Genomic DNA, 26,296 nt, shown 5'->3' with positions numbered 1-26,296 from the left:
GACCGACACGGTGATTACGGCTTGACTCAGTGTGGGCATGTTGGTTCACAATTTCAGTGTACATTCGTTAACCTAACGGAGGGAGTTCGAATGACATTTCTAACTAAAGCCACCCGACGCATCCTCACTCCCGAGTCGTCACTGGGCCGGTTGTTGACCGCCGCCCTCACCCCCCACGCCGTCGACCGGTATCTCGAGCTGGTCGACCCGATGATCACCTGGGAAGAGGCTCGCGCCCGCGTCGTTCGCGTGCAGCGCCGCACTACCCGATCGGTGACCTTGACCTTGCGCACAACCCACCAGTTCAAGGGCTTTCGCGCAGGTCAGTTCGTACAGCTGGGCGTCGTGATCGATGGCGTGCGCCACGTCCGCTGCTTCTCACCGTCCGGCGCCGACGACGCCCGCGACCTCATCGAGCTGACCATTGCCCGCAGGCCCGAAGGGCTGGTGTCGAACTACCTGTACAAGCACGCCGCGGTGGGTGACGTGTACAGCATCACCCCGGCCGCCGGCACGTTCGTCCTCCCCTCGCCGCGCCCCATTCGGACAGTTCTGATCGCGGCCGGTAGTGGGATTACACCTGTTCTCTCAATGGCGAGAACTCTCATCGGCAATGGATACCCCGGGCAACTCGCAGTGCTCTACTACGCGCCGACAGCCGCGGACAATGCCTACGCACGCGAGCTCACCGCTCTCGGCGAGGTGCCATCGGTAACGGTGCACACGGTGTACACCCGTGACGGCGGGCGGCACTTCAGCGCCGAGCAGCTCGATGCGCTCGCGCCCTGGAGCGCGGACGCTCAGACGTTCCTGTGCGGGCCGCCCTCGCTGCACGACGCGGTGAGCACGCTGTACGCCGAGCGTGGACTCTCCGACCGTCTGCACACCGAAGAGTTCTATGTCACCACGTCGAGCACCACCGGGGAGGCCGGAGGCGTGCTGCGATTCGCCACCTCCGACATCACCGCCGACAACGACGGCAGGCCGATCCTCGAACAGGCCGAGGCCGCCGGACTGCGGCCCGAATTCGGCTGCCGGATGGGAATCTGCTTCGCCTGCACGGCGGTCAAGACATCCGGGTGCACCCGGAACCTGCGCACGGGCGATGAGAACGACGACCCCGATCAGCACATCCAGCTCTGCATCACCGCCCCCGTCGGTGACGTCTCGATCAACCTCTAAACAGACCCAAGGAAAGCAGCCAGATGCCAAGCAACGAAATCACCATCAGCGCATCGGATATCGAGGCGCTGGGCAAGGATCTCGATGAATTGCGCGACCGCATTGTCGCCGATCTGGGCGAGCGCGATCGCGAGTACATCTACTCGATCATCAAGACACAACGCGGCTGCGAGGCCGCCGGACGCGCCCTGATGTACCTGGGGTTCATCCCACCCGTGTGGCTCGCCGCGGTGGGCGCGCTGTCCGTCTCGAAGATCCTCGACAACATGGAGATCGGCCACAACGTCATGCACGGCCAGTACGACTGGATGCGCGAAAAGGGCCTTAACTCACGCGAGTTCGAATGGGACACCGTGTGCCCCGCCGACCAGTGGCGGCACTCGCACAACTACATGCACCACACCTACACCAACATCGTCGACATGGACCGCGACGTGGGTTACGGCATCCTGCGGATGGCGCCCGAGCAGAAGTGGAACCCCTACTACCTGGGCAACCTGGCCTGGGCGACCGCCCTGATGGTGCTCTTCGAGTGGGGCGTCATGGTGCACGAGCTTGAGGCCGAGAACATCGTGAGGGGCAAGCGCAAATGGTACGACCTCAAGCCGCTGATCAAAGGCATGTGGCGCAAGGCCAGTAAGCAGGTTCTCAAGGACTACGTGATCTTCCCGGCGCTGACCGGCCCGCTGTTTCCGATCACCTTCCTGGGCAACTTGTCCGCCAACTTCGTGCGCAACGTGTGGACGTTCTCGATCATCTTCTGCGGGCATTTCCCGTCCGGCACCCAGACCTTCTCCAAGGAGGAGACCGCCAACGAGACGCGTGGCGAGTGGTACATCCGGCAGCTGCTCGGTTCGGCGAACATCGAGGGCAGCAGGCTGTTTCACATCATGAGCGGCAACCTGTCCCACCAGATCGAGCATCACCTGTTCCCGGATCTGCCGGCCAATCGCTATCCGGAGATGGCCACCGAGGTGCGCGAGCTGTGCCAGAAGTACGGCCTGCCCTACAACACGGGGGGCCTCTTCGCCCAGCTCTCGTCCACCTGGAAGAAGATCGCTCGCCTGTCCTTGCCGAACGGCTGGTTCCGTGACGACGAGGAGCTCGTCGTGCACATCGAGCGGGACAAGCGCAAGGAACCGGCCGCCGAACCCGAGGTCGTGGTCGTCAACGAGCGCGGTGAGCTGGTCGACGCGTAAGTTAGGTGACGTGGTGAGCAAGTTCGAACGCAACAAGGACCTGGCCCAAGAGGTCGTGTCGTCAACCGCCGAGCACGTCGGCGAGATCGCCAAGATCATCACCAACGCGGTGGTCGATGTCACCCGGCAGATCGGCGAGATCGCCACGGACGCCTTCGAGATGCGCGAGGCGGCCAAGCGCGCCGAGCAGGATCAGTCTCGGGACGCCGTGGACGTCGACGAGGATCCGGCTCCGCACTGATCGGTCATCGGCCGAGCGCGACGTTCCGCTCCGCAGTGGACGTCGCGCTCAGTCGGAGGCATCTCGCCAGTCGGCGGCGGTAATGGTGAAGTACACGTAATCCTCCAGCGCGCCGTTGATCTCACGCTTCTGACGGTGATGCTCGTGCGCGCCGATCTTGGCGAGCGCCTTCTGCGACCGCAGATTGTCGGCAGCCACGTGGAACCACACCAGGTCGGCGTTGATGAACGCGTAGTCCAGCATGAGCGTCTTGAGCTCAGCGTTCACCGTGCCGCCCCAGTATTCGCGCGTGAGGAACGTGTACCCGATCGCGACCTCGCGCTTGTCTGCGTCCCACTCGTAAAAACGGGATGAGCCGATCATCTCCCCGGTGGAGTGATCGATGATGACAAGCGATTTTGCGGCGAGGGCGTCCACAAACCATTTCTCGAAAACCGGCCGCTGGTGACGGTCCGAGCTCGGATGCTGCGCCCAAATGAGCGGATCGCTGGCGGCACGGTACAGCGGCTCAAGGTCGTCGTCTGCCAATGGACGCAGGGTGAGCGTTGGCCCCTCCAGCGTCGGCTGGCTCATGAACTCGGTGGACATCACTACCAGCTTACGAGGGTTTACGAAATATGTTGCGCCAGGGTCGATTTACCCGGGCCTTCGAGATCCGCAAGCGCGCAGGGTCGCGCGGCCATCGCCATCAGCAGCGCCTCGGCAGGGCCGGTGACCTCGGGCCCGCTGCCGCGTGACCAGTCGAGGTCGGTAGCCACGAGCCGCACACCGCGGGCGCGCAACGCGCCCCGGATCGGGGGTGCCCAGCGCGCGAAATCCATGGCGACGCGCATCCGCTCCCCCGGAATGTCGCGCGGGAGCCCCAGTGGGCGACGGATGTCCTGTTGATGGACGATGCCGTCCAGCAAGGCAATCCGGCCGCCGAATCCCGATGTCAACGCTCCCGGCACTTCCGCCGCCCGAACCATTTCCAGCAGCTGCTCGGGGGTCCGTCCAGCCAATTCGGCAACACGATTCGCGTTGGCCTTATTCGGGTTGAAACCCGCCTTGGCCACCCGCGAGTAGAACGCTGCCCGGTTGAGGTCCTCGTACCCGATCATGTGTGTCACCACATCGCGCACCCGCCACTGGGTACACAGCGACGGCGCATCCCACTGTTCGGGGGTTAGACCCGCAAGGAAATCGGCGAGGTCGATACGTTCGGCCCGCGCCAGCTCCATGGCGCTCAGCACGGCGAACTACGCGGACTTATCGCGCCGTTCGGCACGTGAGGGCTTGCGCGGCACGATCGTCGGCAGCACGTTGTCGATGACGGTCTCCCCGGTCACGACAACCTTGGCGACATCGTCGCGGCTGGGGATGTCGTACATCACCGGCTGCAGCACTTCTTCCATGATGGCGCGCAGACCGCGAGCGCCGGTGCCACGGTGGATGGCCTGATCGGCGATGGCTTCCAGCGCATCCTGGCTGAATTCCAGCTCAACGCCGTCCATGTCGAAGAGGCGGGTGTATTGCTTCACCAACGCGTTCTTCGGCTCGGACAGGATCGTGATGAGCGATTCGCGGTCCAAGTTGGTCACCGAGGCGACGATCGGCAGACGACCGATGAACTCGGGGATCAGCCCGAACTTGATCAGATCCTCGGGCATGACTTCGGCGAAGTGGTCGGTGGTGTCGATATCGGCCTTCGACTTGACCTCGGCACCAAAGCCCAGGCCGCGCTTGCCGACGCGGTCCGACACGATCTTCTCCAGGCCCGCGAAGGCGCCGGCGACGATGAACAGCACGTTGGTGGTGTCGATCTGGATGAACTCCTGATGCGGATGCTTACGGCCGCCCTGCGGGGGCACCGAAGCCTGCGTGCCTTCCAGGATCTTCAGCAGCGCCTGCTGCACGCCCTCACCGGAGACGTCGCGGGTGATCGACGGGTTTTCGCTCTTGCGGGCGATCTTGTCGACCTCGTCGATGTAGATGATGCCGGTCTCGGCACGCTTCACGTCGTAGTCGGCGGCCTGAATCAGCTTGAGGAGAATGTTCTCGACATCCTCGCCCACGTAACCGGCCTCGGTGAGTGCGGTGGCGTCGGCGATGGCGAAGGGCACGTTGAGCATCTTGGCCAGCGTCTGGGCCAGGTAGGTCTTGCCGCAACCGGTGGGGCCCAGCATCAAGATGTTGGATTTGGCCAGCTCAACGGTCTCACCACGGGCGTCGCGGGCCTTATCTCCGGCCTGGATGCGCTTGTAGTGGTTGTAGACGGCGACAGCCAGTGTCTTCTTCGCGGTGTCCTGGCCGATGACGTAGTTCTCCAGGAACTCACGGATCTCGGCGGGCTTGGGCAGCTCATCGAGCTTGACGTCGTCGGCGTCGGCCAGTTCCTCTTCGATGATCTCGTTGCAGAGGTCGATGCATTCATCGCAGATGTACACGCCGGGGCCGGCGATGAGCTTCTTGACCTGCTTCTGGCTCTTTCCGCAGAACGAGCATTTCAGCAGGTCGCCGCCGTCTCCGATACGTGCCATGGTGGCCAGTCCTACTTCCTGTCACATGGTGGTGGATCGTGGTGTCAGCACGTCCTCTGACCTGTTGGTCCCGACGCTACCCGCTATACCGGACACCCCGCGACCGATAAACCGAATAGCACCGACGGCATTTACACCCTGCCGTGCTGGAGAACATATCGCCTCGCACCGACCGAAGCCGCCGATGACGCGCACCCGAGACCGGTGTGTTGCAACTGTTATCCGAGCCCGCCGGCAGGCAGCTAGGAAGCTGCCTGCGCGGAGAGCTTGCGGTACTCCAGGACGACGTCGATGATCCCGTACTCCTTGGCCTCCTCGGCCGTGAAGATCTTGTCGCGGTCGGTGTCCTTACGGATGATCTCGGCATCCTTACCGGTGTGCCGGGACAGGGTCGTCTCCTGCAGCACCCGCATGCGCTCGATCTCCTTGGCCTGGATCTCCAGGTCGGTGAACTGACCCTGGATCACACCGGACAGCGCGGGCTGATGGATGAGGACACGCGCGTTCGGCAGCGCCATCCGCTTGCCGGGGGTACCGGCGGCGAGCAGCACCGCGGCGGCCGAGGCGGCCTGGCCCAGCACCACTGTGCGGATGTCGGAGCGGACGTACTGCATGGTGTCGTAGATCGCCATCAACGAGGTGAACGAACCACCCGGGGAGTTGATGTACATGGTGATCTCACGGTCGGGATCCAGCGACTCCAGCACCAGCAGCTGAGCCATGATGTCGTTGGCCGAGGCGTCGTCCACCTGCACGCCGAGGAAGATGATGCGCTCCTCGAACAGCTTGTTGTAGGGGTTCGACTCCTTGACACCGAAGCTCGAGTGCTCGATGAACGAGGGCAGGATGTAGCGGGCCTGCGGAGCCAGTTCCGGGTTGAGGTGCTTCGAGATCACTTGGAGGCTCCCTTGCTGCCGTTGAGATTGCCGCGGGTGATGATCTTGTCCACGAACCCGTATTCGAGTGCCTCCGGGGCGGTGAACCAGCGGTCGCGGTCGGAGTCCTGTTCGATCTGCTCGATGCTCTTGCCGGTGAACTCGGCATTAAGCCGGAACATTTCCTTCTTGATGACCTGGAACTGCTCGGCCTGGATGGCGATGTCCGAGGCGCTTCCGGTCACACCACCGAGGGGCTGGTGCATCAGGATGCGGGCGTGCGGCAGGGCGTGGCGCTTGCCCTTGGTGCCGGCGGCCAGCAAGAACTCGCCCATGGACGCGGCCATACCCATCGCGTAGGTCGCGATATCGCACTCCGAGAGCTGCATGGTGTCGAAGATCGCCATACCCGCGCTGATCGACCCGCCCGGGGAGTTGATGTACAGGTGGATGTCCTTGGTGGGGTCCTCGGCTGTCAGCAGCAGAATCTGCGCGCACAGCTTGTTGGCGATGTCGTCGTCCACCTGCTGGCCCAGGAAAATGATGCGCTCGGAGAGCAGACGCTCATACACCGAGTCGATCAGGTTGAGCCCGGCTGTCGCCGAACGCATTTCAGTCACTGTGCAACCTGCCTTCGTCTAGCTCTTCGGGATTCCACTTAAGAAAACAATCTTGAGAACCACTTTGCGTACTGCCGACATTAACCAACATCGGGTGCTGTGCACTCCCCGCCACGGGCGAGTTCGCTCAGAGCGTGACGCGTACTACTCGGCCTCGTCGTCCTTGCTCTTCTTCTTGGCCTTCTTCTCGGCCTTCTCGGACTTGTCCTCGTCCTTGCTCTTCTTGGCCTTGGCTGGCTTGTCTTCGGCGGCGCCAGCCTCGGCACCGGCCTCTTCGGCCCCACCCCGGCGCGGCCCCAGGACGGCGTCAACGTCCACGTTGGCACCGGTGGAGTCGGTCACCTTGGCCTGACGGATGACCTCGGCGATGGCCTTACCGCGGCGCACGTCGACGTACAGTCCGGGCAGCTGCTGCTGCTGGGTGAGGTACTGGATCAGCTGCTGCGGCTCGATGCCGTACTGACGCGACATCAGGACCAGGCGCTCGGTGAGGTCCTGCTGGTCGACGTTGATGTCGAACTTGTCGGCGATCACGTCGAGCAGCAGCTCGGTCTTGATCGACTTGGTGGCGGACTCGCGCATGTCCTTGTCGAACTCTTCGCGCGAGGTGCCCTGCTCTTCCAGCAGTTCGTTGAGCTTGTCCTCGTTGTGGTCGAGGCCGTGGACAGCCTCATGCAGGCTGTTGCCGATCTGCTCCTCGAGGATCTTCTCGGGGACCGGAATCTCGATCTTCTCGAGCAGCGCGGTGATGGTCTCATCGCGGATCTCGTCGGCCTGCGCGATGCGCTTGCGACCCTTCACCTGCTCGGTGAGGCTCTCCTTGAGCTCGCCGATGGTGTCGAATTCGCTTGCCAGCTGGGCGAAATCGTCGTCAGCTGCGGGAAGCTCGCGCTCCTTGACGGAGCCGACCTTGACGGTGACCTCGGCGTCCTGTCCGGCGAATTCACCGGCAGCCAGCTTGGTGGTGAACACCTTCTCCTCGCCGGCCTTCAGACCGATGATGGCCTCGTCGAGGCCGTCGATCAGCTGTCCGGAGCCGATCTCATGAGACAGGCCAGTGGTCGAGGCCTCCTCGACCTCCTTGCCGTCCACGGTGGCCGACAGGTCGATCGAGACGAAGTCGCCGTTCTCGGCGGCACGCTCGACACCCTTGAGGGTTCCGAACCGCGCGCGGAGCGCTTCCAGCTCGGCGTCGACCTCGGTGTCCTCAACGGTGACGGGCTCGACCGTGACCGCGACGGTGCTCAGGTCGGGCAGCTCGATCTCGGGGCGCACGTCCACCTCGGCGGTGAAGGTCAGCTCCTGGCCGTCCTCGATCTTGGTGACCTCAATCTCCGGCTGTCCGAGCGGCTTGACGTCGGAGGCGGTGACGGCCTCGCTGTACCGGCCCGGGAGGGCGGAGTTGACGACCTGCTCCAACACCGCGGCGCGACCGACGCGCGCCTCGAGCAGCTTCGCGGGGGCCTTGCCGGGGCGGAAACCGGGCAGGCGGACCTGCTGGGCGAGCTCCTTGTAGGCCTTTGAGAAATCTGGTTCGAGCTCTGCGAAGGGAACCTCGACGTTGATGCGAACCCGGGTCGGGCTCAGCTTTTCGACGGTGCTCTTCACGTGCAGTGCTCCTTTATGGTTCGCGGCAGATCGTCGTGACCTGCGGTTCTTCGTGCTGTCGTGCTGTCGGGGTGACAGGATTTGAACCTGCGACCCTCCGCTCCCAAAGCGGATGCGCTACCAAGCTGCGCTACACCCCGTCGGACCTGCGTCCATACTTCGTCCAAGACTCCGTACGAGACCAAGCGATCTTACGGCCTCGACATGCAACGGTATGAATTGGATTTGATCCGCCCCGGCGCTGTACATTCGTCAACGCGTGCGGGACAACCTCGCAAGCATGCGGGTGTAGCTCAATGGTAGAGCCCTAGTCTTCCAAACTAGCTACGCGGGTTCGATTCCCGTCACCCGCTCCACACATCAGTACCGTAGGTGCCATGGAAATCATCCTGGGCCTGCTTCTCCTCGGCGTGATCGTCGGCGGCGCGATCATCTACACACAGGGATCGAGTCGCCGCCGTGGCGACCAACTCGAGGATGCCAAGGCAGACGCCCGCCGCCTCACCGAACGCCTCGGCGGTCAGGTGCTGGGACTGAGCGGGAACGATGACGCGTCCCGGCAGGCACTCGCCGACGCCTCCGAGCGCTACACCGCGGCGTCCTCGGCCATCGAGCAGGCCCGGACGCCCGCGCAGGCGACGCTGGCCAAGGAAAGCGCCATCGAGGGGTTGTACTACGTGCGGGCGGCTCGCCTGGCCATGGGCATGGATCCCGGACCTGAACTTCCCTCCACCGCCGGGCAGAGCAAGGCCGGGTCCGTCAGTGAGGATCGGCGCATCAACTTCGAGGGACGCGAGATCGAGGCTTCCCCGGAGCCGTCGGGCCGCACTCCCAACTACTACCCCGGCGGCACCGTCGCCGGGCGTCCCGTGCCCGCGGGCTGGTATTCCGAACCGTGGTGGAAGTCCGCTCTCGTCGCCGGCGCCTGGGGCGTGGGTTCGGCGCTGTTGTTCAACTCGCTCTTCTCCGGCATGCACGGCGTTGGGTACGGCGCCTCCGGCTTCGAAAGCGGTTTCGGCCAAGGCTATTCGGACGGATATGACGCCGGCCTGAACGCCGGCAACGACGGCGGCGCAAATCAAGGCGGTTGGGATCAGGGTTCGGGCGGAGCCGATCAAGGCGGCTGGGACCAGGGTGGTTCCAGCTGGGACCAAAGCGGCGGAGGCTGGGACCAGGGCGGTGGCAGCGGTGGCTGGGACGGCGGCGGTTGGGATGGTGGCGGCGGCGACTTCGGCGGGGACTTCGGCGACTTCTAGTGCGCGCTAATGCGCGTTAACGGGCACATTGGGCGCGAGCAGGATCGGCGCGAATGTCTCGCGCGCCAGCGCACGCACCTCTTCGGTGTTGCCGAGGTCGATCGTTGTCGCGGGCGAGGCCATGTACCCCAACACCAGATGAATCAAGACGTCGACCTGCCGCCTGGAATCACCCGGCGGAATACGCCCTTCCGCCCGCATCTGGTCGATCTGAGCGGCGAGATAGTTGCGCGCCAGCTCGATGGGGGCGGGGTCACCCTGAGTGATCGCTTCTATCGCCGTCATCCTGGCGACGAGTGAATCACCGCGCAGGAGAGGGTGATTCACAACCTCGATGCAGACCGCGAACCCCTCGGCGACCCGCTCACCGATGTCGTCGAAACCGCCCGCGCGTTCCTGCAGCTCGTCAAGGAACTTCTGCATTTCCTGAGCAAGGGCTCGCTCGAACAATTGATCCTTGCTGGAGAACCGCCGAAATACTGTGGCGCGGCCCACTTTCGCCCGCCGTGCGACCTCATCAATAGTGGCCGTCTGCGTCCCTCGCTCAGCCAGTACTTCAATGGCGGCGTCCAGCAACCGGATCTCGATATCGTCGGGTTCGGGGTGCGAACCCAATCCGCGCACCGCGCGCGCCATGAGCTTTCCCAATGGCGCACCCGGTCGCGTCATGAGCTCCCCTTTCGGGTTATTGGTACTCGCTGTCCCACTCAGTGCAGCTTACAACTCGACACGTCACCGCGGCTGACATCACGCAATTTGACATGAGGGACACCAGAACAGGTTTCGCGCGTCCATCTCCGCGGTGAGGATCGGCGTGCCGCACACCCGGCATGGCGCACCCGCGCGCCGATACACGTAGGTGCGCGGGCGGTCCGGCGCGTACGACGGCTCGCCATGGTCGTATTCGCGGTCGACGACAACGATCTTCCCGACGCGCAGCCCGACACGCATGCGGTCCACAAGGTCATCCCACAACGCGGTGAGTTCCTCGGATTGCAGGTGGCTGCCGGGCCGGTACGGGTCGATCCGCTGACGGAACAACACCTCGCTGCGGTACACATTGCCGACCCCGGCGATGATCTTCTGGTCCATCAGCAGTGCACCGATTGGCCTGTGCGACTTAGCGATCCGCTCGAAGGCCGGTGACGGGTCCGATCGGGGGCGCAGCGGGTCGGGGCCTAGGCGCGCCAGGATGGCATCGACCTGTGGTGCGTCGATCAGCTCACACGCCGTCGCGCCCCGTAGATCGGTGCCGAACTGCGGGCCCTCGATGCGCATCCGCACCTGCCCCACCGGCAGACCCATCGGCACCGGCAGCTCGGTGAACGTGCCATACAGCCCCAGGTGCACATGCACCACACCGGCCGGGCCGTAATCGTGGAACAGATGCTTGCCCCAGGCATGGGCCTTCACCAGGGTGCGGCCGTTGACCGCGGCCGCTCCTTCGGTGAATCGGCCTTGCGGACTACTGACGGCCACCACCGAACCGGCGAACCGGCGCTGATGCAGCCGGGCCAGCCGGTGCAGGGTATGCCCCTCCGGCACAGGCGTTTACGTGTCGGCGCCCGGTACCGGCGGCGCGTCGTGGGTGGTCTCGTATTCGGCCAGGATGTCGATGCGGCGCTGGTGCCGCGGCTCCTCCGACCACTTGGCCGCAAGGAACGCGTCGACGATGGCCAGTGCCTCGGGCACGGTGTGCATGCGTCCGCCGATGCCGATCAGTTGGGCGTTGTTGTGCTCGCGGGCCAGCACCGCCGTCTCCAGGCTCCATGCCAGCGCACAGCGCGCGCCCGGGACTTTGTTGGCCGCGATCTGCTCACCGTTACCCGAACCGCCCAGCACGATGCCGAGGCTGCCCGGATCGGCGACAGTGCGCCGTGCGGCATCGATGCAGAACGCCGGGTAGTCGTCCTGCGGGTCCAGCTCAAAGGCACCGCAGTCCACCGGCTCGTGGCCGCGGCCACGAAGATGCTCGATGATCTTCTGCTTCAACTCGTATCCGGCGTGATCGGCTCCGACATAGACGCGCATGCCGCTGATTGTGTCAGGTTGCCCTGCGGTCGGTTACCGTGGCGCGCATGTACCCGGTCGGACTGCCCCAGTACACCTATCCCCCACGCCGACATCCGTGGGAGATCGGGTTGCTCGTCGTCGTGATCCTGTTCACAGTGCTGCTGTACATCGGTGCGATTTTCAGCATCGTCGGGTATCTCGCCGACCCCGAGAACGCCGATCTGAACATCATCATCGTCGCGTTGGCCGCCACCCCCCTGACCTTGTACCTGGGTCGAGGCATTCTCTACGGGCAGCAGCGGGTGAACGGCGTGAAGATGTCCTCGACCCAGTTCCCCGAGGGGTACGCGCTGGTGGTCGAGGCAGCGCAGCGTTTCGGCCTGCAGGAGCTGCCCGACGCTTACGTCGTGCTGGGCAACGGCCAGATCAACGCCTTCGCCAGCGGCCACGGCTTCCGCCGGTTCGTCGTCGTCTACAGCGACCTGTTCGAGATCGGCGGCGAGGCGCGTGATCCGGAGGCCCTGGCCTTCATCATCGGGCACGAGGTCGGCCACATCGCCGCCGGGCACGCCTCCTATTGGCGGCAGTTCGCCCAGACCGCGATGAACTTCGTCCCATTCCTGGGCACCTCGCTGTCGCGGTCCATGGAGTACACCGCCGACAATCACGGATACGCCATGCGCCCCACCGGAATTCAGGGGGCCATCGGCGTCATGGCGGCCGGTAAGTACCTGCTCAAGCGGGTTGAGTTCGACACGCTGGCCAACCGCGCCACCCTGGAGACGGGGTTCTTCGTCTGGCTGGTCAACATGCTCTCCAGCCACCCTGTGCACACCTGGCGCGCGGCGGCGCTGCGGAATCGGCAGCAGGCCGGGTCGTTGTTCTTCCGGCCCAAGCTGCTGCCGCCGACTCCCATTCCTCCGGTGCCGCCGCTGCTACCGCCCGCCCCGCCGCCGATACCGCACGGCTACCTGCCGCATCAGCAGGCGTACACCTTCGACAATCCGCCGCCGCGCTACTAGTCGAACGTCGGTGGCTCGGTGCGGGTGCGCTTGAGTTCGAAGAAGTGCGGGTACGAGGCAAAGATCACCGACGCATCCCAAAGCTTCCCCGCCTCTTCGCCGCGCGGAATCTTGGAGATCACCGGGCCGAAGAAGGCCACACCATTGACGTGGATCGTCGGGGTGCCCACATCCGGGCCCACCTTGTCCATGCCGGCGTGGTGGCTTTCGCGTAGCGCCGCGTCGTACTCGGTCGACTCGGCCGCATCGGCCAGCTCGGCGGGCAGGCCCACCTCGGCCAGGGACTCGGCGATGACCGCCGGGAGGTCCTTGTTGTCCTGGTTGTGGATCCGGGTACCCAGCGCGGTGTACAGCGGCTCGAGGATCTCCGGGCCCTTGGCCTGCTCGGCGGCGATAGCCACCCGCACCGGCCCCCAGGCCGTCTTCATGAGTTCCTGGTAGCGCTCCGGCAGGTCCTCGCGGCCCTCGTTGAGGACGGCCAGGCTCATCACCCGGAACTTCACGTCGATATCGCGAACCTTCTGGACCTCCAGGATCCACCGCGAGGTGATCCAGCACCACGGACATAGCGGGTCGAACCAGAACTCGGCGAGATCCTTCTTGTCTGCAGACATTGCGCGCCTTTCGGATGTGAGTCGGGCTGGGTTAGCTCCAGTTTGTCCCAACTCACGTTCCCGCCGCCGTGTTCCCGACGCGTCTACCGGCTACGTTGGGTACGTGGCACTCCCCAACCTCACCCGTGACCAGGCCGCGGCCCGCGCCGCTGCGATCGACGTCGAGCATTACGCGATAACCCTCGACCTCACCGACGGTAACGGCGGTCCGAGTACGGAAACCTTCCACTCGTCGACCACCGTCACCTTCACCGCGCAGCCGGGGGCCTCGACGGTTATCGATATCGCCGCCCGCACCGTGCGCCGCGCCGAGCTCAACGGCGTCGAGTTAGACGTCAGTGGGTACGACGAGGAGAACGGCATCACACTCGCCGGGCTGGCCGCCACGAACACCGTGGTGGTCGAGGCCGACCTTGAGTACTCGCACACCGGTGAGGGTCTGCACCGCTTCGTTGACCCGGTGGACGACGAGGTGTACCTGTACTCACAGTTCGAAACCGCCGATGCCAAGCGCATGTTCGCGTGCTTCGATCAGCCCGATCTCAAGGCTGCCTTCGACGTCACGGTGACCGCCCCGGCGCATTGGCAGGTGATCTCCAACGGTGCGCCGCTATCGGTTGCCGACGGCGTGCACACCTTCGCGACCACCGCGAAGATGAGCACCTACCTGGTCGCGCTGATCGCCGGGCCGTACGCGCGGTGGAACGACGTGTACTCCGATGACCACGGCACCATCGACCTGGGCATCTACTGCCGCGCCTCCCTGTCGGAGTTCATGGACGCCGACCGGCTTTTCACCGAAACCAAGCAGGGATTCGGCTTCTATCACAAGAACTTTGGCACTCCGTACGCGTTCGGCAAGTACGACCAGCTGTTCGTGCCCGAGTTCAACGCGGGCGCGATGGAGAACGCCGGTGCGGTGACCTTCCTGGAGGACTATGTCTTCCGCTCCAAGGTCACCAAGTACTCCTATGAGCGACGTGCCGAGACCGTGCTGCACGAGATGGCGCACATGTGGTTCGGCGATCTGGTCACCATGCGTTGGTGGGATGACCTGTGGCTCAACGAGTCCTTCGCGACCTTCGCCTCGGTGCTGTGCCAGGCGGAGGCCACCGAGTACACCGAGGCATGGACCACGTTCGCCAACGTCGAGAAGTCGTGGGCGTACCGCCAGGATCAGCTGCCGTCGACCCATCCGGTGGCCGCCGACATCCCCGATCTGGCCGCTGTGGAGGTGAACTTCGACGGCATCACCTACGCCAAGGGCGCCAGTGTGCTCAAACAGCTTGTGGCGTATGTCGGTTTGGAGAACTTCCTCTCTGGTCTGCGCGCGTACTTCACGGCGCACGCGTTCGGCAATGCGACATTCGACGATCTGCTGGGTGCGCTGGAAGAGGCCTCGGGACGCGATCTGTCGGACTGGGGCACGCAGTGGCTCAAGACCACCGGACTGAACACGCTCTCCCCCGACTTCGAGGTGGACGCGGACGGCAAGTTCACCCGGTTCGCCGTCAAGCAGTCCGGGGCCGCCCCGGGCGCCGGCGAGACACGGGTGCACCGCCTGGCCGTCGGAATCTACGACGACGTGGACGGCAAGCTGGTGCGCACCCACCGGCTTGAGTTGGACGTCGAGGGACCATCGACGGACGTGCCCGGGCTGGTTGGTGTTTCCCGAGGGAAGCTGATCATCGTCAACGACGACGATCTGACCTACTGCTCGCTGCGCCTGGACGACGAGTCACTTCAGACTGTGCTCTCGCGGGTAGCCGATATCGCCGAGCCGCTGCCGCGCACCCTGGCGTGGTCGGCGGCATGGGAGATGACCCGCGAGGCCGAGTTGCGGGCACGCGACTTCGTGGCACTGGTGTCCTCGGGCGTGCACGCCGAGTCGGAAGTCGGTGTGGCGCAGCGTCTGCTGCTGCAGGCGCAGACGGCGTTGAGCTCGTATGTGGAGCCCGAGTGGGCACGCGAGCATGGCTGGCCGGCGTTCGCCGACCGGCTGCTGGAGCTGGCGCGCGCCGCCGAGGCAGGCTCGGATCATCAGCTGGCATTCGTGAATGCCTTCACCAACTCGGTGTTGTCGGCGGGACATACCGTCGTGCTGCAGGCGCTGCTGGACTCCGATCCGGCGTCGCTGGATCTGCCCGGCCTGACGGTGGACACCGACCTGCGGTGGCGAATCGTGAACGCGCTGGCGGCCTCCGGAGCACTGGAGCCGGACGCGTCGGTGTTCATCGATGCGGAGCTGGAGCGCGACCCGACGGCCGCAGGCAAGCGTCAGGCCGCTCAGGCTCGCGCGGCCAGGCCGGTTGCCGAGGTGAAAGAGGCGGCGTGGAAGCAGGTCATCGACGATGACACGCTGCCGAACATCACCGCGCGTTCGGTCATCGCGGGAATCGTGCAGCCCGGACAGGCTGAGCTGCTGGCACCGTTCGCGGGTCGCTACTTCGATGTCATCGAGGATGTGTGGGCGCGACGTTCCAGCGAGGTGGCGCAGACCGTGGTGATCGGCCTGTACCCGTCGTGGGACATCTCGCAGCGTGCGGTCGAGTCAGCAGATGGCTTTTTGGCCAAGGAGATCCCGTCGGCGCTGCGTCGTCTGGTCTCCGAGGGACGCGCGGGCATCGTCAGGTCACTGCGGGCCCGCGAGTTCGACGCCCAGTAGCACCCCTGTGCTTAAACGCCGAGTGTGAATCTGTGGCGAGATTTCGCCCGATTTCCCGCCCAGATTTCACGCTCGGTGTGGTGTCGGAGGTCCGGCGCAGACTACGCGCATGGGGGGACCATTCATCGGTAGCGAGGCGCTTCAGGCCGGACTACTCACGCGGCATTCGTTGCGGACACGACATCGCACCGTCTATCCCGGCGTTTTCGTCGAGCGGGATGTCGAGATAACGGCCGCTCTGCGGGCCAAGGCTGGCTGGCTATGGTCTGGCCGTGGAGGAGTACTCGCCGGCCACTCGGCGTCCGCACTACACGGCGCGCGGTGGGTCGACCCCACTCGGAATGCGGAGATGCTGCATCTGAATAGGCATTGCCCGCCAGGGGTGACTGTGTGGTCCGATGCGGTCACCGACGACCAAGTCAGCGTGGTCGATGGCATGAAGGTGACCACGCCTGCGCGCACGGCGCTCGACTTAGCGTGTCGTTTCCCGACAGAGCAGGCCGTCGCCGCCATCGATGCTCTGTGCCGCGCGACGCAGCTCAATACCCTGGAGGTCAGTGAGCTCGCGGCGCGTGCCATAGGGCGACGTGACATCAGAAAAGCCAGGGCAACACTGGAACTGGTCGACCCCGGCGCACAGTCACCCAAGGAAACATGGCTGCGGCTCTTGCTCTGCCGAGCCGGACTACCGCGGCCGACGACCCAGATCCTGGTGCATAACGGCGACTACGTCCCGCTCGCCTACATCGATATGGGGTGGGAAGACGTGATGGTCGGTATCGAATATGACGGTGATCAACACCGCACCGATCGCCGCCAATACGTGAAGGACATCAGACGGCAGGAAATGCTTGAGGGTCTCGGTTGGCTGATCGTTCGGGTCGTCTCCGAAGACCACCCGGACGACGTCATTCGCCGTGTACGCGAGGCCCTATCGCGCCGAGCGTGAACCTACGGCGGGATCTCGTCAGGTTTTCCGCCCAGGATTCACACTCGGCGTAAAGGCAAAAAGGATAGGGATCAGGGGCGCGAGATGGCGGCGCTCATCACACGCACCGCACTGATGATCCCGTCGAGCAGGTTGCCTTCCTTGAACGACGCCACAGCCGCAGCGACTCCCAGGTCGGCGGCCGACTCGGCGCCGCGTCCCTTGAGTCCCTCGCCGTAGACGACCTCCACGACATGCTGGTTAGGCGACACCGCGATCAGCACGGCCTCATCCGGCGTAGGCACCTTGAGGAAGACGTCCCGTGCTCCAGCGGCGGTGTCCGATCCCAGATCGCCGATGTACACGGAGAATCGCGCCTTCGACTGACGCGACCCGTAGGTCAGCGCATCGTCGAGCGTCGCCAGCTCGTAGTTGGGGAACGGGTACTCGACCGACAGCGCGCCCGGCTCGGTGACCCCCGAGAGGCGTCCGCTGATGGTCTCGGCCCAGCCGCGCGGCAGATCGGCGGGAGCAGTCTTGATGACTTCACCACTTGCCACTTGCGGACCCTCCAATCGCCTCGGTGCCTGCGTGTCCATGGCCGTGGCCATGCCCGTGCGCGTCACCAATGTTCTCGTCGACAGCGGCCCACAGGATCGGGGCGTGCGTCCAGCCGTCGTTCATGTTGAAGGTCGCGGGGTGCGGGCCCTTCTTGCGCATCGTCCACAATCCGACGAGCACAAAGAAGACCGGCGTGATCAGGGCTACCCAGACCGGCATCCCGATGTATGTGGGGCTGTTGAGAAAGCTCACGATGCAAACCGTAGCCGACCGCGCCGGGAAGTCACGCCGCGCCCTCCCCTAGATATCGCACCCATGCCGGGTCGAGTTCCTTGACCGACGACAGCAGTCGCCAGTGTTGGCCCTTCGGCGGCATCGGTGTGGTGTGCAACGCCCAGCCCAAGTCCGCCAGCAGCCGGTCCGCCTTGCGGTGATTACACGACGAACAGCAGGCCACGCAGTTCTCCCAGGAGTGCGCGCCGCCCTTGCTGCGCGGGATGACGTGATCGATGGTGTCGGCGCGTCCACCGCAGTACGCGCAGCGGAACCGGTCGCGGTGCATCAGCGCGGCCCGCGTCATCGGAACCCGGGCCCGGTAGGGCACCCGCACGAAGGTCCTGAGTCTGATCACCGACGGCACCGCCACCGATGTGGTGGCCGAATGGATGACGGGAGCGCCCGGGTCGTCGTGCACCACATCGGCCTTACCGCACAGCAGCATGATCACCGCACGGCGCATCGGCAGCGCTGTGAGCGGCTCATATGTGGAGTTCAGCAATAACACACGACGCCGGCCCCATAGGGAACCGGCGTCGTTGGATTGCTGTGGGGGGATGGCCCCGGGGACCCTCGTCCCTGGGACACTGTGCAGTATTCGGGCCGACCCGTTCTGGGTCGGCCCAGCGCTGGCACTGTTATGCCGGTGCCCGCGGCTCTTCTTGTGTTGCACCATTACAACCAGTGCACCACGATTCGCCGGTCTTCGCACGACAATTTGCGCCGTGTTCGCAGGTCAATCCAATGAACATCGCGTAACCAACCCGGCTGACCTACCCAAGTGCGTACCGGCACAATGGACGACGTGGCAGCCCCCACCCCTGAAAACTTCTACGACGCCGTCGGTGGCGCCGCCACTTTCCATGCGATCGTGGCTCGTTTCTACGAGCTTGTCGCCGACGATGAGGTGCTGCGGCCCCTGTATCCGGAGGAAGACCTCACCGGCGCCGAGGATCGCCTGCGGATGTTTCTGGAGCAGTATTGGGGCGGCCCGCGCACCTACTCCGACCAGCGCGGACATCCTCGACTGCGGATGCGCCACGCGCCGTATCGGATCGGCCCCATCGAGCGTGACGCGTGGTTGCGCTGCATGCGGACCGCCGTTGATTCCATCGACCGAAACACCCTTGACGACGACCATCGCGCCCAGCTGTGGAGCTACCTGGAGATGGCTGCGCAGTCGATGGTCAACTCGCCATTCTGATACGTCGATCGCGATTCGAGGCCAGCGCCGTCGTGGTGCAGAATGATCAACCGTGACCGCCGCCTACTTGGGCCAACATGACGACCCCTGGTGGTCGCGAGCCGTCTTCTATCAGATCTACCCTCGGTCGTTCGGCGACAGCGACGGCGATGGCGTGGGTGATCTCGATGGCATATCAGCAAAACTCGGCTACCTTGATTTGCTCGGTATCCAAGGGATCTGGCTAAATCCCGTTACCAAATCGCCGATGGCCGACCACGGCTACGACGTGTCGAATCCCCGGGAGATCGACCCGTTGTTCGGCGGATCGATCGCGATGCACCGGCTCATCGCCTCCGCTCACCGCCACAACATCAAGGTCATCATGGACCTGGTGCCCAACCACACCAGCTCAGAACACCGCTGGTTCATCGAGGCCCTCGCCGCCGAACCCGGCAGTGAGGCCCGCTCGCGTTACATCTTCCGCGACGGCAAGGGCGTCAACGGCGAACTGCCACCTAACAATTGGCCCTCGGTGTTCGGCGGTCCGGCCTGGACCCGGGTGACCGAGCCCGATGGCACGCCCGGCCAGTGGTACCTGCATTTGTTCGCCCCGGAACAGCCAGATGTCAACTGGGACAACCCGGAAGTGTTTGACGACTTCGCCGAGACCCTGCGGTTCTGGCTGGACCGTGGCATTGACGGCTTCCGGCTCGATGTCGCCCATGGCATGGCCAAGCCGCCGGGCCTCCCCGATATCGAGGACACCGAAACCTCGATGCTGCACATCGCCGATGAGGACCCACGTTTCAACAACGAGGGCGTGCACGAGTACCACCGCGAGATCCGCAAGGTGCTCGACCAGTACCGCGATGTGGTCGCCGTCGGCGAGATCTGGGTGAACGACAACACTCGCTTCGCCGAGTACGTCAGGCCCGACGAGCTGCATCTCGGATTCAACTTCAAGCTGGTAGAGGCCGACTTCGACGCGGACAAGATCCGCGCCGCCATCGAAAATTCCCTCGCTGCGGTCGATTCCGTAGGGGCGACCCCCACCTGGACGCTGTCCAACCATGACGTGGAGCGCGAGGTGACCCGCTACGGCAACGGCCAGATCGGCCAGTGGCGGGCCCGCGCCATGGCCCTGGTGATGCTTGCGCTGCCCGGAACTGTGTTCATCTACAACGGTTCCGAACTGGGGCTGCCGAATGTGGATCTACCCGACGAGGCCCTGCAGGACCCGGTATGGGAACGCTCCGGCCACACCGAACGGGGGCGCGACGGCTGCCGGGTTCCGATCCCCTGGGAGGGCACCGATCCGCCGTACGGCTTCTCGTCCAACGATCAGACCTGGCTGCCGATGCCCCATGGCTGGGCCGACTTCACCGTCGAAAGTCAGTTGGAACAGGCCGATTCCACCCTGTCGCTGTACCGGCGCGCCATCGAATTACGCAAGAACAGAAAAGAATTCAACGGCACCAGCCTGGAGTGGTACGGCAGCCCACCGGGAGCGCTGGCGTTTCGTGTCAAGGGCGGCGGGCTGACCTGCGCCCTGAATGTCAGCAGCGACCTGGTGGACTTACCTGCGGGCGAGGTCATCCTGACCAGCGGGCCACTCGTCAACGGCAAGCTGCCGCGCAACACCGCGGCCTGGATCGTCTAGCGGACCGATAGCGACAGATCGGTCCGGCGGCGGTACACCGACCCGAAGCGGGCGTCCAGCCGTAACCACGCGGGCACGGCGCGCACCCGCACCGGTTCGTCCTCGGCGGGGTTAGTGGGCACGAATCCCATTGCCGCCAGGGCAAATACGCATCGCATCGGTACGTCGACCGGTCGACCGTCGGATCCGTCGACCGTGACGACGGACTGATCCAACAGCGACACCGGCGGGCCGTGGGCGCTGCCGTGTTCGCGTGCCAGCTCTCCCCCACGCTGCGCCAGTTCGAGCACCGTCCGTGCCGGAATGTCGTCGAGATACTCGAATCCGTTATCGGCGGGTAGCGCACCTCGCCACGCCGAGTCCATCGGGAACCCCGTGTGCACATAGCCGTCAGCGTCCGGGGCCTGCAGGCCGCGCAGCACTTCATCGACGGCGGCGGTGATATCGGGAGTCCTCAGCTCACCACGCACGGCGCGGCAGGCCAGCACATCGAATTGCGTTGCAGTCCAGACGACTATCCGGCCGTCGTCTCGAAGACGCAGCCGCACCACCGCAGACTCGTCCAGTCGTGCAGCGCGGGTGAGGAACGTCGCCAGATCCTTGCGGTCGACGGCGTCCGGCACCCGCAGCGGGGCCTCGGTCACGGTCGCGACCAGCGTTGCAGGTACTCGCGGTGGGTGTCGGTGAGACGCAACAAAGTTTGGCTGTCTAGGTGAAAAGTCACCAGCTGGGTGTCCGCGATCACCGCGGGTTTGGAATCCGGCGCCGCGTTCACCGAACGCACCTCATAGTTGATCGTGAAGTCGACCGCTCTGATCTTCGAGACCCACATGGTCACCTGCAGTGGAGAATCGGCGAGCCGCACCTGCCCCTTGTATTTCACGTGGACATCGGCGATGAGCAGGCCGGTGGTGGTGATCTCGGCGCCAAACACGTCGCGCAGGAACGGTACTCGCGCTTCTTCCAGGATTGTCACCATCGTCGCGTGGTTCACGTGCTGGTACATGTCGATATCGGACCAGCGGACCGGCACCGCCGCGACATAGCCCGGCTTGTCGCCCATGCTCATCCGTGCCTGCTGCTCTTCGCTAACGCTCATCGCACCATCATGCAGGACCGCTGATGCTGCTCCTGATCATCCCTCTGATCTGGCGTGCTGCCACCGACAACGTCGCCAGGTCCGGCTCACCCGAGGCGAAGATCTCTGCGAGCGTGCCGCGGGCCCGCTCCAGGCGCGAGGCATTGGTGAACTCCCACTCGGCGATCTTCTGCTCGCCGGTCTCATCGGGTTCGCCGACAGAAAGCACGTCCATGGTGAGCGCCCGCAACGAGGAGTAGATGTCGTCGCGGATCGCCAACCGGGCCAGGGAGTGCCAACGGTCATTGCGCTCCAGCTGTGAGACTGCGGTCAGCAGATCATCCACCCTCAGGTCGTCCATCAGGGTGAAGTACAGATCGGCAACCTCCGCACCGTCACGGTCGGCGATGTCGGCGATGTCGATGATGTCCAGCAGGCTGAAGCCGTACAAGCAGCCGGCCACATCACGGGCAAGATCGGCGGGAACACCCAGCTCCATCAGGTCATCGGCCTGCTTGGTGACGATCTCCAGATCGTGACCACGCAGCCAGGTGGTGAGCATTGGGGTCAGCTCGGCGATGCCCTGGGCGAACCGGTTGATCTCGGCGCCGACAGCCAAGGGCTGCGGCCGGTAGCTGATGAGCCACCGTGAGGCACGATCCAGCAGGCGCCGCATGTCCAGCGTCAGCCGATCCGAAACCGCAACTGGCACATCGGCATGCCGGATGCGGTCCCACAATGAGCGCAGTCCGAAGATTGCCTCGACGGCCACATATGTCTTGAGCCCGTCCACCGAACCCGTTCCGGCATCCTCGAAGAGCCGGTACACGTAGGTGATTCCGCCGCAGTCGACCACCGAGTTGACCAGCATGGTGGCGTAGATCTCCTTGCGCAGCGGATGCTGGCGGATCTCCGCATCGAACCGTTCACGCAGCACGTTCGGGAAGTAGTGCACCATGCGGCGCAGGGTGACCTCTTGATCCGGAGCGTCGCTGGCCAACAGATCATCCTTGAGCCCGAGCTTGACATGCGCCATGAGGGTTGCCAATTCCGGTGAGGTCAAGCCGATCCCGAGTGCCGCGCGGCGCTCGATCTCCTTCTCGGACGGCAACGCCTCCAGTTCACGGTCGAGTCCACGTTCGGCAACCAGGTAGGCGATCTGGCGCGCGTGCACGCTCAGCAGCGAGGCCGCGTTGGCCCGGCTGGTGCCCATGAGGTTGTTCTGGGATTCGTTGTCGGCCAACACAAGCGTGGCAACATCGTCGGTCATCGACTCCAGCAATGCCGTCCGTTCGGAGGCTGCGACCTTGCCCGCACTGACCAATGAATCGATCAGAATCTTGATGTTGACCTCGTGGTCCGAGCAGTCCACTCCGGCAGAGTTGTCCAGCGCGTCGGTGTTGACCCGACCACCGTTGAGCTCGAACTCGATGCGACCCCGCGACGTTAGGCCGAGGTTGCCACCTTCGCCGATGACTCGGGCGCGCACCTGGTTTCCGTTGACGCGCACGGCGTCGTTGGCCTTGTCCCCCACGTCCGCGTGCGATTCGCTCTCGGCCTTGACATAGGTGCCGATACCGCCGTTGAAGAACAGGTCGACCGGGGCCAGCAGAATCGCGCGGACGAGCTGCGGCGGTGTCATCTCCTTGACGTCGCTGTCGATTCCGAGCGCGTCACGAACCTCGGGGCTGATCGGTATGGATTTTTGCGCCTTGCTGAAGACACCGCCGCCCGGGCTGATGAGCGCCGCGTTGTAGTCGGCCCAGCTGGAGCGCTCGAGTGCGAACATCCTCTTACGTTCGACCCAGGACGATGCCGGATCGGGGTTCGGGTCCAAGAAGATGTCCCGGTGGTCGAAGGCAGCCACCAGCTTGATGTGCTGAGACAGCAGCATGCCGTTGCCGAACACGTCTCCACTCATGTCGCCGACCCCGGCGACAGTGAAATCCTGTGTCTGGGTATCGATCCCCATTTCCAGGAAGTGGCGTTTCACGCTCTCCCAGGCGCCGCGGGCGGTGATGCCCATGGCCTTGTGGTCGTAGCCGACGGAGCCGCCCGAGGCGAACGCGTCGCCGAGCCAGAACCCGTACGACAGGGCGACATCGTTGGCGATATCGGAGAAGGTGGCGGTGCCCTTGTCCGCCGCGACAACGAGGTACGGGTCGTCGCCGTCACGACGCCGCACTCCCTCGGGAGGCACAACCGCATTGGTGGCACGGTCTCGGTTGTCAGTGATATCGAGCAGTCCGCTGATGAAGCGCCGATAGCACTCGACACCCTCGGCGCGGAACGCGTCGCGGTCAACGGCGGCGTCACCGGTGCTGGCAGGCGGATTCTTGACGACGAATCCGCCCTTGGCGCCGACCGGAACGATGACCGCGTTCTTCACGGCCTGCGCCTTGACCAGACCCAGGATCTCGGTACGGAAGTCCTCGCGGCGGTCCGACCAGCGCAGCCCGCCGCGGGCGACCGGGCCGAAGCGCAGATGCACGCCTTCCACCCGCGGCGAGTACACGAAGATCTCGAAGCGGGGCCGCGGCTCGGGCAGCTCGGTGATCTCACGCGGGTTGAGCTTGAAGGACAGCACGCCGTTGGCGCGTGCCGAATCCGGCTTGTTCACAAAGTAATTGGTACGCAAGGTAGCTTGGATCAGGCCGAAGAAGGCGCGCAACACCCGGTCGGTGTCCAGGCTGACCACCTTGTCGATTTCGGTGAGCACTAGAGCGGCCTTGGCATCGGCCAGCGTGTCTTCGGTGACGGCGGGGTCGAACCGGGCCTCGAACAGTTCGACGAAATCGCGTGCGGTCCGGGAGTTGTCGGCCAGCACCGTCTCGATATGTGCCTGGCTGTAGGGGAACCCGGCCTGCCGGAGGTACTTGGCATAACCGCGCAGGATGGTGATCTGACCGGCCGTGAGCCCGGCGCGCAGTACCAGCTCGTTGAATCTATCGATTTCGACACGGCCATGCCACACATCGTCGATGGCGTTGGTGAGTAGCTCTGCGCGACGTGCGGTGCCCTCGGCATCGAAGGTACGCGTGATCTCCGGGTGCACCACGATGCGGAATGCGTACAGCGAGACCGCCAGACCGTCTGGCCGGGTGAAGTGATACGGACGTTCCTCGAGCACGTCGACACCCATGCTGTGCAACACCGGCAGCACCTGGCTCAGGGAGGCCGAGCGCCCACCGAGGTACATGCTGAGCACGCCGGTGCCCAGCTCGTCGGCGTCATAGGCCAGGTCGATGGAGTTCTCTTCTAGCCCTTCGATTCTTGCGATGTCGGCAATGGCCTCTGCGGGCGGCACATTTGTCTTGAAAACCTCGGGCAAGATGACCGAGTACCGTTCCGCGCAGGCGCGGTCGATCGGCGAATCTGGGCGCACCGCGCGGACCAGACGATCACTCCATGTCCGGGTGGTCTGGGTGAGCAACGCCTGGATGCGTACCCGGTTAGCTTCCGAGGTGTCGACGCTGGCGTGCAGGCTGTTCTCCGGCATGCGGACGGTGAAATGAACCAATGCCCAGGGCGATTCACTGACACGGGCGGTGTAGTCGATACCCGTACCGCCGAGTTCGCGCACCAGGATGTCTTGCATGGCCAGCCGCACGGTGGTGGTGTAGCGGTCGCGAGGCAGATACACCAGCGCCGTGACGAAGTTCCCCAACTCGTCGGCACGCAGGAACAGTAACGAACCCGGATGCGCGCCAATGTTTCTCACGGCGGTCACCACGTCGTAGAGCCTGTCGACACTCGATGCGAACAGCTCCGCACGAGGCAGGTTCTGCATGAACTCGATCAGCATGTGACCCGCCAACGAGTCCTGGCTGGCATCTGAGCGGCCCAGCACCTGGTGCACGCGGTCGGAGATCACCGGGATGGCCAGCACATCGGCGTTGGTCGCAGCGACGGTGAAGACGCCGACAAGGCGATGCTCGACGGCCGGACCGTTGCCGTCTTCTTGTCTGATCACCACGATGTTCGGGTAGATGGCGTAGCGCAGATAGGTAGGTGTGGTGGCCTGCGCGAGGACCAGCAGCTGGTCGTTGTGGGTGAGCTGCGGCAGCACCTCTTCACGGCGTTTGAGCAGGCCGAGCCGGCTCGACTCGTCAGCGGTTGCGCGACCGTTCTCGACGGTGCAGCGCTGGTAGCCCAATATGGTGAAGTTTCCGTCGACGAGCCAGCGCAGCAGGTTGGCCACTTCAGTCAGCTCTGCGGACGAAAACCTGGCGCTACCGGCCGAGGCGTCCAGGGCGCCCGCAAGGTCGACGACCGCATCGCGCATGGCATCGGTATCCGCGGCGACATGGCTGCCGTCCTCCAGGGTGTGCGGTAGCTGCGTCTCGATGAATCCCAGACGCTCGGCGTCGATGGAGGGCGGCAGCTGCAGGTGGATCCAGCACTCGGTATCGGGCGCGATATCGCTTTGCAGGTTTTCCACCGGGACCGCTGACAGCAGCGTGCCATCGGCGGCACGTTTCACGGTGAAGACCGGGTCCATCAGATCGACGATCGCCACGCCTTGACGGCGCAGAAGCACCGTGATGGATTCGGTCAACAACGGCGTGTAATCGGTGACCAGTTGCAGAGCAGTTCCCAGTCCCGCGTCGTCACCATTGCGGTAGGTGGCCATCGTTATCTCGTGCGGCGCTCGCCGTGCGGCCAACCGCAGCAGCGCGCGCATCAGAGCCTCGCGCACCGGCGGCGCCGGTGTCGCGGCGTGCCCATCTGCGTCGACCACCTCGTCCCAATCCATCTCCCCCGCGTACCGGGCGTGGCTGAACGCAGCGCTC

General features: G+C 64.6%; 25 protein-coding genes and 2 tRNA genes. 10 read left to right on the top strand and 17 right to left on the bottom strand.

Annotated elements, in window-relative coordinates; genetic code table 11:
* Positions 1–90: 90 nt before the first annotated feature.
* Genes BB28_RS08440 through BB28_RS08430 form a run of 3 tightly spaced genes read left to right on the top strand, consistent with a single transcriptional unit; the run spans position 91 to position 2,622 of the window.
* A complete protein-coding gene (locus BB28_RS08440; RefSeq protein ID WP_046253166.1) occupies positions 91–1,182 on the top strand; it encodes a ferredoxin reductase in 1,092 nt (363 codons plus the stop codon).
* A gap of 23 nt (positions 1,183–1,205) precedes the next feature.
* Positions 1,206–2,381, top strand: a complete 1,176-nt coding sequence (locus BB28_RS08435; RefSeq protein WP_046253165.1) for a fatty acid desaturase family protein — start codon at positions 1,206–1,208, stop codon at positions 2,379–2,381.
* A gap of 10 nt (positions 2,382–2,391) precedes the next feature.
* A complete protein-coding gene (locus tag BB28_RS08430; protein WP_046253164.1) occupies positions 2,392–2,622 on the top strand; it encodes a hypothetical protein in 231 nt (76 codons plus the stop codon).
* Between the two features lie 48 nt (positions 2,623–2,670).
* Here BB28_RS08430 and BB28_RS08425 read toward each other — a convergent pair whose 3' ends face one another.
* The 7 genes from BB28_RS08425 to BB28_RS08395 all read right to left on the bottom strand — a co-directional run bounded on the left by BB28_RS08425 (position 2,671) and on the right by BB28_RS08395 (position 8,384).
* A complete protein-coding gene (locus tag BB28_RS08425; RefSeq protein ID WP_046253163.1) occupies positions 2,671–3,210 on the bottom strand; it encodes a GNAT family N-acetyltransferase in 540 nt (179 codons plus the stop codon).
* 20 nt (positions 3,211–3,230) lie between these two features.
* Positions 3,231–3,842 carry a maleylpyruvate isomerase family mycothiol-dependent enzyme gene (locus BB28_RS08420; protein ID WP_046253162.1) on the bottom strand — a complete coding sequence of 204 codons (612 nt, stop codon included), beginning with the start codon at positions 3,840–3,842 and terminating at the stop codon, positions 3,231–3,233.
* Between the two features lie 18 nt (positions 3,843–3,860).
* Positions 3,861–5,141 (bottom strand): ATP-dependent Clp protease ATP-binding subunit ClpX, encoded by a 1,281-nt coding sequence (gene clpX / locus BB28_RS08415; RefSeq protein ID WP_030095103.1) that lies wholly within the window; start codon positions 5,139–5,141, stop codon positions 3,861–3,863.
* 242 nt (positions 5,142–5,383) lie between these two features.
* Positions 5,384–6,037 (bottom strand): ATP-dependent Clp protease proteolytic subunit, encoded by a 654-nt coding sequence (locus BB28_RS08410; protein WP_046253161.1) that lies wholly within the window; start codon positions 6,035–6,037, stop codon positions 5,384–5,386.
* Positions 6,034–6,627 carry an ATP-dependent Clp protease proteolytic subunit gene (locus tag BB28_RS08405; RefSeq protein WP_005060147.1) on the bottom strand — a complete coding sequence of 198 codons (594 nt, stop codon included), beginning with the start codon at positions 6,625–6,627 and terminating at the stop codon, positions 6,034–6,036. Before BB28_RS08405 ends, BB28_RS08410 begins: the two co-directional genes overlap by 4 nt.
* Positions 6,628–6,780: 153 nt before the next feature.
* Complete coding sequence (gene tig / locus BB28_RS08400) at positions 6,781–8,244, bottom strand: trigger factor (protein ID WP_046253160.1); 1,464 nt, start codon at positions 8,242–8,244, stop codon at positions 6,781–6,783.
* A gap of 66 nt (positions 8,245–8,310) precedes the next feature.
* A tRNA-Pro gene (locus tag BB28_RS08395) sits at positions 8,311–8,384 on the bottom strand.
* A gap of 142 nt (positions 8,385–8,526) precedes the next feature.
* On the opposite strand from BB28_RS08395, the gene BB28_RS08390 reads away from it, so the two are divergent.
* Positions 8,527–8,600, top strand: a tRNA-Gly gene (locus BB28_RS08390).
* Between the two features lie 21 nt (positions 8,601–8,621).
* Complete coding sequence (locus BB28_RS08385) at positions 8,622–9,500, top strand: hypothetical protein (RefSeq protein WP_046255670.1); 879 nt, start codon at positions 8,622–8,624, stop codon at positions 9,498–9,500.
* Between the two features lie 6 nt (positions 9,501–9,506).
* Here the strand turns inward: BB28_RS08385 and BB28_RS08380 are convergent, their stop codons facing one another.
* The 3 genes from BB28_RS08380 to BB28_RS08370 form a co-directional block, all read right to left on the bottom strand.
* A complete protein-coding gene (locus BB28_RS08380) occupies positions 9,507–10,169 on the bottom strand; it encodes a TetR/AcrR family transcriptional regulator (RefSeq protein WP_046253159.1) in 663 nt (220 codons plus the stop codon).
* A 78-nt stretch (positions 10,170–10,247) separates the two neighbouring features.
* Positions 10,248–11,045, bottom strand: a complete 798-nt coding sequence (locus BB28_RS08375) for an Fpg/Nei family DNA glycosylase (RefSeq protein ID WP_046253158.1) — start codon at positions 11,043–11,045, stop codon at positions 10,248–10,250.
* 6 nt (positions 11,046–11,051) lie between these two features.
* On the bottom strand, positions 11,052–11,531 hold the full coding sequence (locus BB28_RS08370; RefSeq protein WP_046253157.1) for a ribose-5-phosphate isomerase: 480 nt from the start codon (positions 11,529–11,531) through the stop codon (positions 11,052–11,054).
* Between the two features lie 47 nt (positions 11,532–11,578).
* Between BB28_RS08370 and BB28_RS08365 the strand changes: the two genes are divergently transcribed.
* Complete coding sequence (locus BB28_RS08365; protein ID WP_046253156.1) at positions 11,579–12,535, top strand: M48 family metallopeptidase; 957 nt, start codon at positions 11,579–11,581, stop codon at positions 12,533–12,535.
* Here BB28_RS08365 and BB28_RS08360 read toward each other — a convergent pair.
* Positions 12,532–13,149: a mycothiol-dependent nitroreductase Rv2466c family protein gene (locus BB28_RS08360; protein ID WP_030095094.1), complete on the bottom strand. Its 618-nt coding sequence runs from the start codon at positions 13,147–13,149 to the stop codon at positions 12,532–12,534. The genes BB28_RS08365 and BB28_RS08360 overlap by 4 nt on opposite strands.
* A 103-nt stretch (positions 13,150–13,252) precedes the next feature.
* Here BB28_RS08360 and pepN point away from each other — a divergent pair, with 103 nt between their 5' ends.
* Positions 13,253–15,814, top strand: coding sequence for an aminopeptidase N (gene pepN, locus BB28_RS08355; RefSeq protein ID WP_046253155.1), 2,562 nt, complete (start codon positions 13,253–13,255; stop codon positions 15,812–15,814).
* Positions 15,815–15,923: 109 nt separating this feature from the next.
* A complete protein-coding gene (locus BB28_RS08350) occupies positions 15,924–16,763 on the top strand; it encodes a hypothetical protein (protein ID WP_046253154.1) in 840 nt (279 codons plus the stop codon).
* Between the two features lie 71 nt (positions 16,764–16,834).
* Here the strand turns inward: BB28_RS08350 and BB28_RS08345 are convergent, their stop codons facing one another.
* The 3 genes from BB28_RS08345 to BB28_RS08335 are packed head-to-tail and all read right to left on the bottom strand — an operon-like array spanning position 16,835 to position 18,138.
* Complete coding sequence (locus tag BB28_RS08345) at positions 16,835–17,302, bottom strand: DUF5130 domain-containing protein (RefSeq protein ID WP_030095091.1); 468 nt, start codon at positions 17,300–17,302, stop codon at positions 16,835–16,837.
* On the bottom strand, positions 17,289–17,555 hold the full coding sequence (gene ctaJ, locus BB28_RS24495; RefSeq protein ID WP_030095090.1) for an aa3-type cytochrome oxidase subunit CtaJ: 267 nt from the start codon (positions 17,553–17,555) through the stop codon (positions 17,289–17,291). Before ctaJ ends, BB28_RS08345 begins: the two co-directional genes overlap by 14 nt.
* Before the next feature lie 31 nt (positions 17,556–17,586).
* Entirely contained in the window at positions 17,587–18,138 is a 552-nt protein-coding gene (locus tag BB28_RS08335; RefSeq protein WP_101312223.1) for an HNH endonuclease, read from the bottom strand.
* 237 nt (positions 18,139–18,375) lie between these two features.
* Here BB28_RS08335 and BB28_RS08330 point away from each other — a divergent pair, with 237 nt between their 5' ends.
* Entirely contained in the window at positions 18,376–18,783 is a 408-nt protein-coding gene (locus BB28_RS08330; protein WP_046253153.1) for a globin, read from the top strand.
* A 52-nt stretch (positions 18,784–18,835) separates the two neighbouring features.
* A complete protein-coding gene (locus tag BB28_RS08325) occupies positions 18,836–20,425 on the top strand; it encodes a glycoside hydrolase family 13 protein (RefSeq protein ID WP_046253152.1) in 1,590 nt (529 codons plus the stop codon).
* Here BB28_RS08325 and BB28_RS08320 read toward each other — a convergent pair.
* Genes BB28_RS08320 through BB28_RS08310 form a run of 3 tightly spaced genes read right to left on the bottom strand, consistent with a single transcriptional unit; the run spans position 20,422 to position 26,202 of the window.
* Positions 20,422–21,069, bottom strand: a complete 648-nt coding sequence (locus tag BB28_RS08320; RefSeq protein WP_046253151.1) for a DUF8185 domain-containing protein — start codon at positions 21,067–21,069, stop codon at positions 20,422–20,424. The genes BB28_RS08325 and BB28_RS08320 overlap by 4 nt on opposite strands.
* Positions 21,066–21,524 (bottom strand): acyl-CoA thioesterase, encoded by a 459-nt coding sequence (locus BB28_RS08315; RefSeq protein WP_081252232.1) that lies wholly within the window; start codon positions 21,522–21,524, stop codon positions 21,066–21,068. Before BB28_RS08315 ends, BB28_RS08320 begins: the two co-directional genes overlap by 4 nt.
* 7 nt (positions 21,525–21,531) lie before the next feature.
* Positions 21,532–26,202 (bottom strand): NAD-glutamate dehydrogenase, encoded by a 4,671-nt coding sequence (locus BB28_RS08310; RefSeq protein WP_046255668.1) that lies wholly within the window; start codon positions 26,200–26,202, stop codon positions 21,532–21,534.
* Positions 26,203–26,296: the final 94 nt, after the last annotated feature.

The organism is Mycobacteroides chelonae CCUG 47445, from assembly GCF_001632805.1.
Taxonomy (GTDB): Bacteria; Actinomycetota; Actinomycetes; order Mycobacteriales; family Mycobacteriaceae; genus Mycobacterium; species Mycobacterium chelonae.
This window is presented reverse-complemented; position numbering and strand designations above follow the sequence as displayed.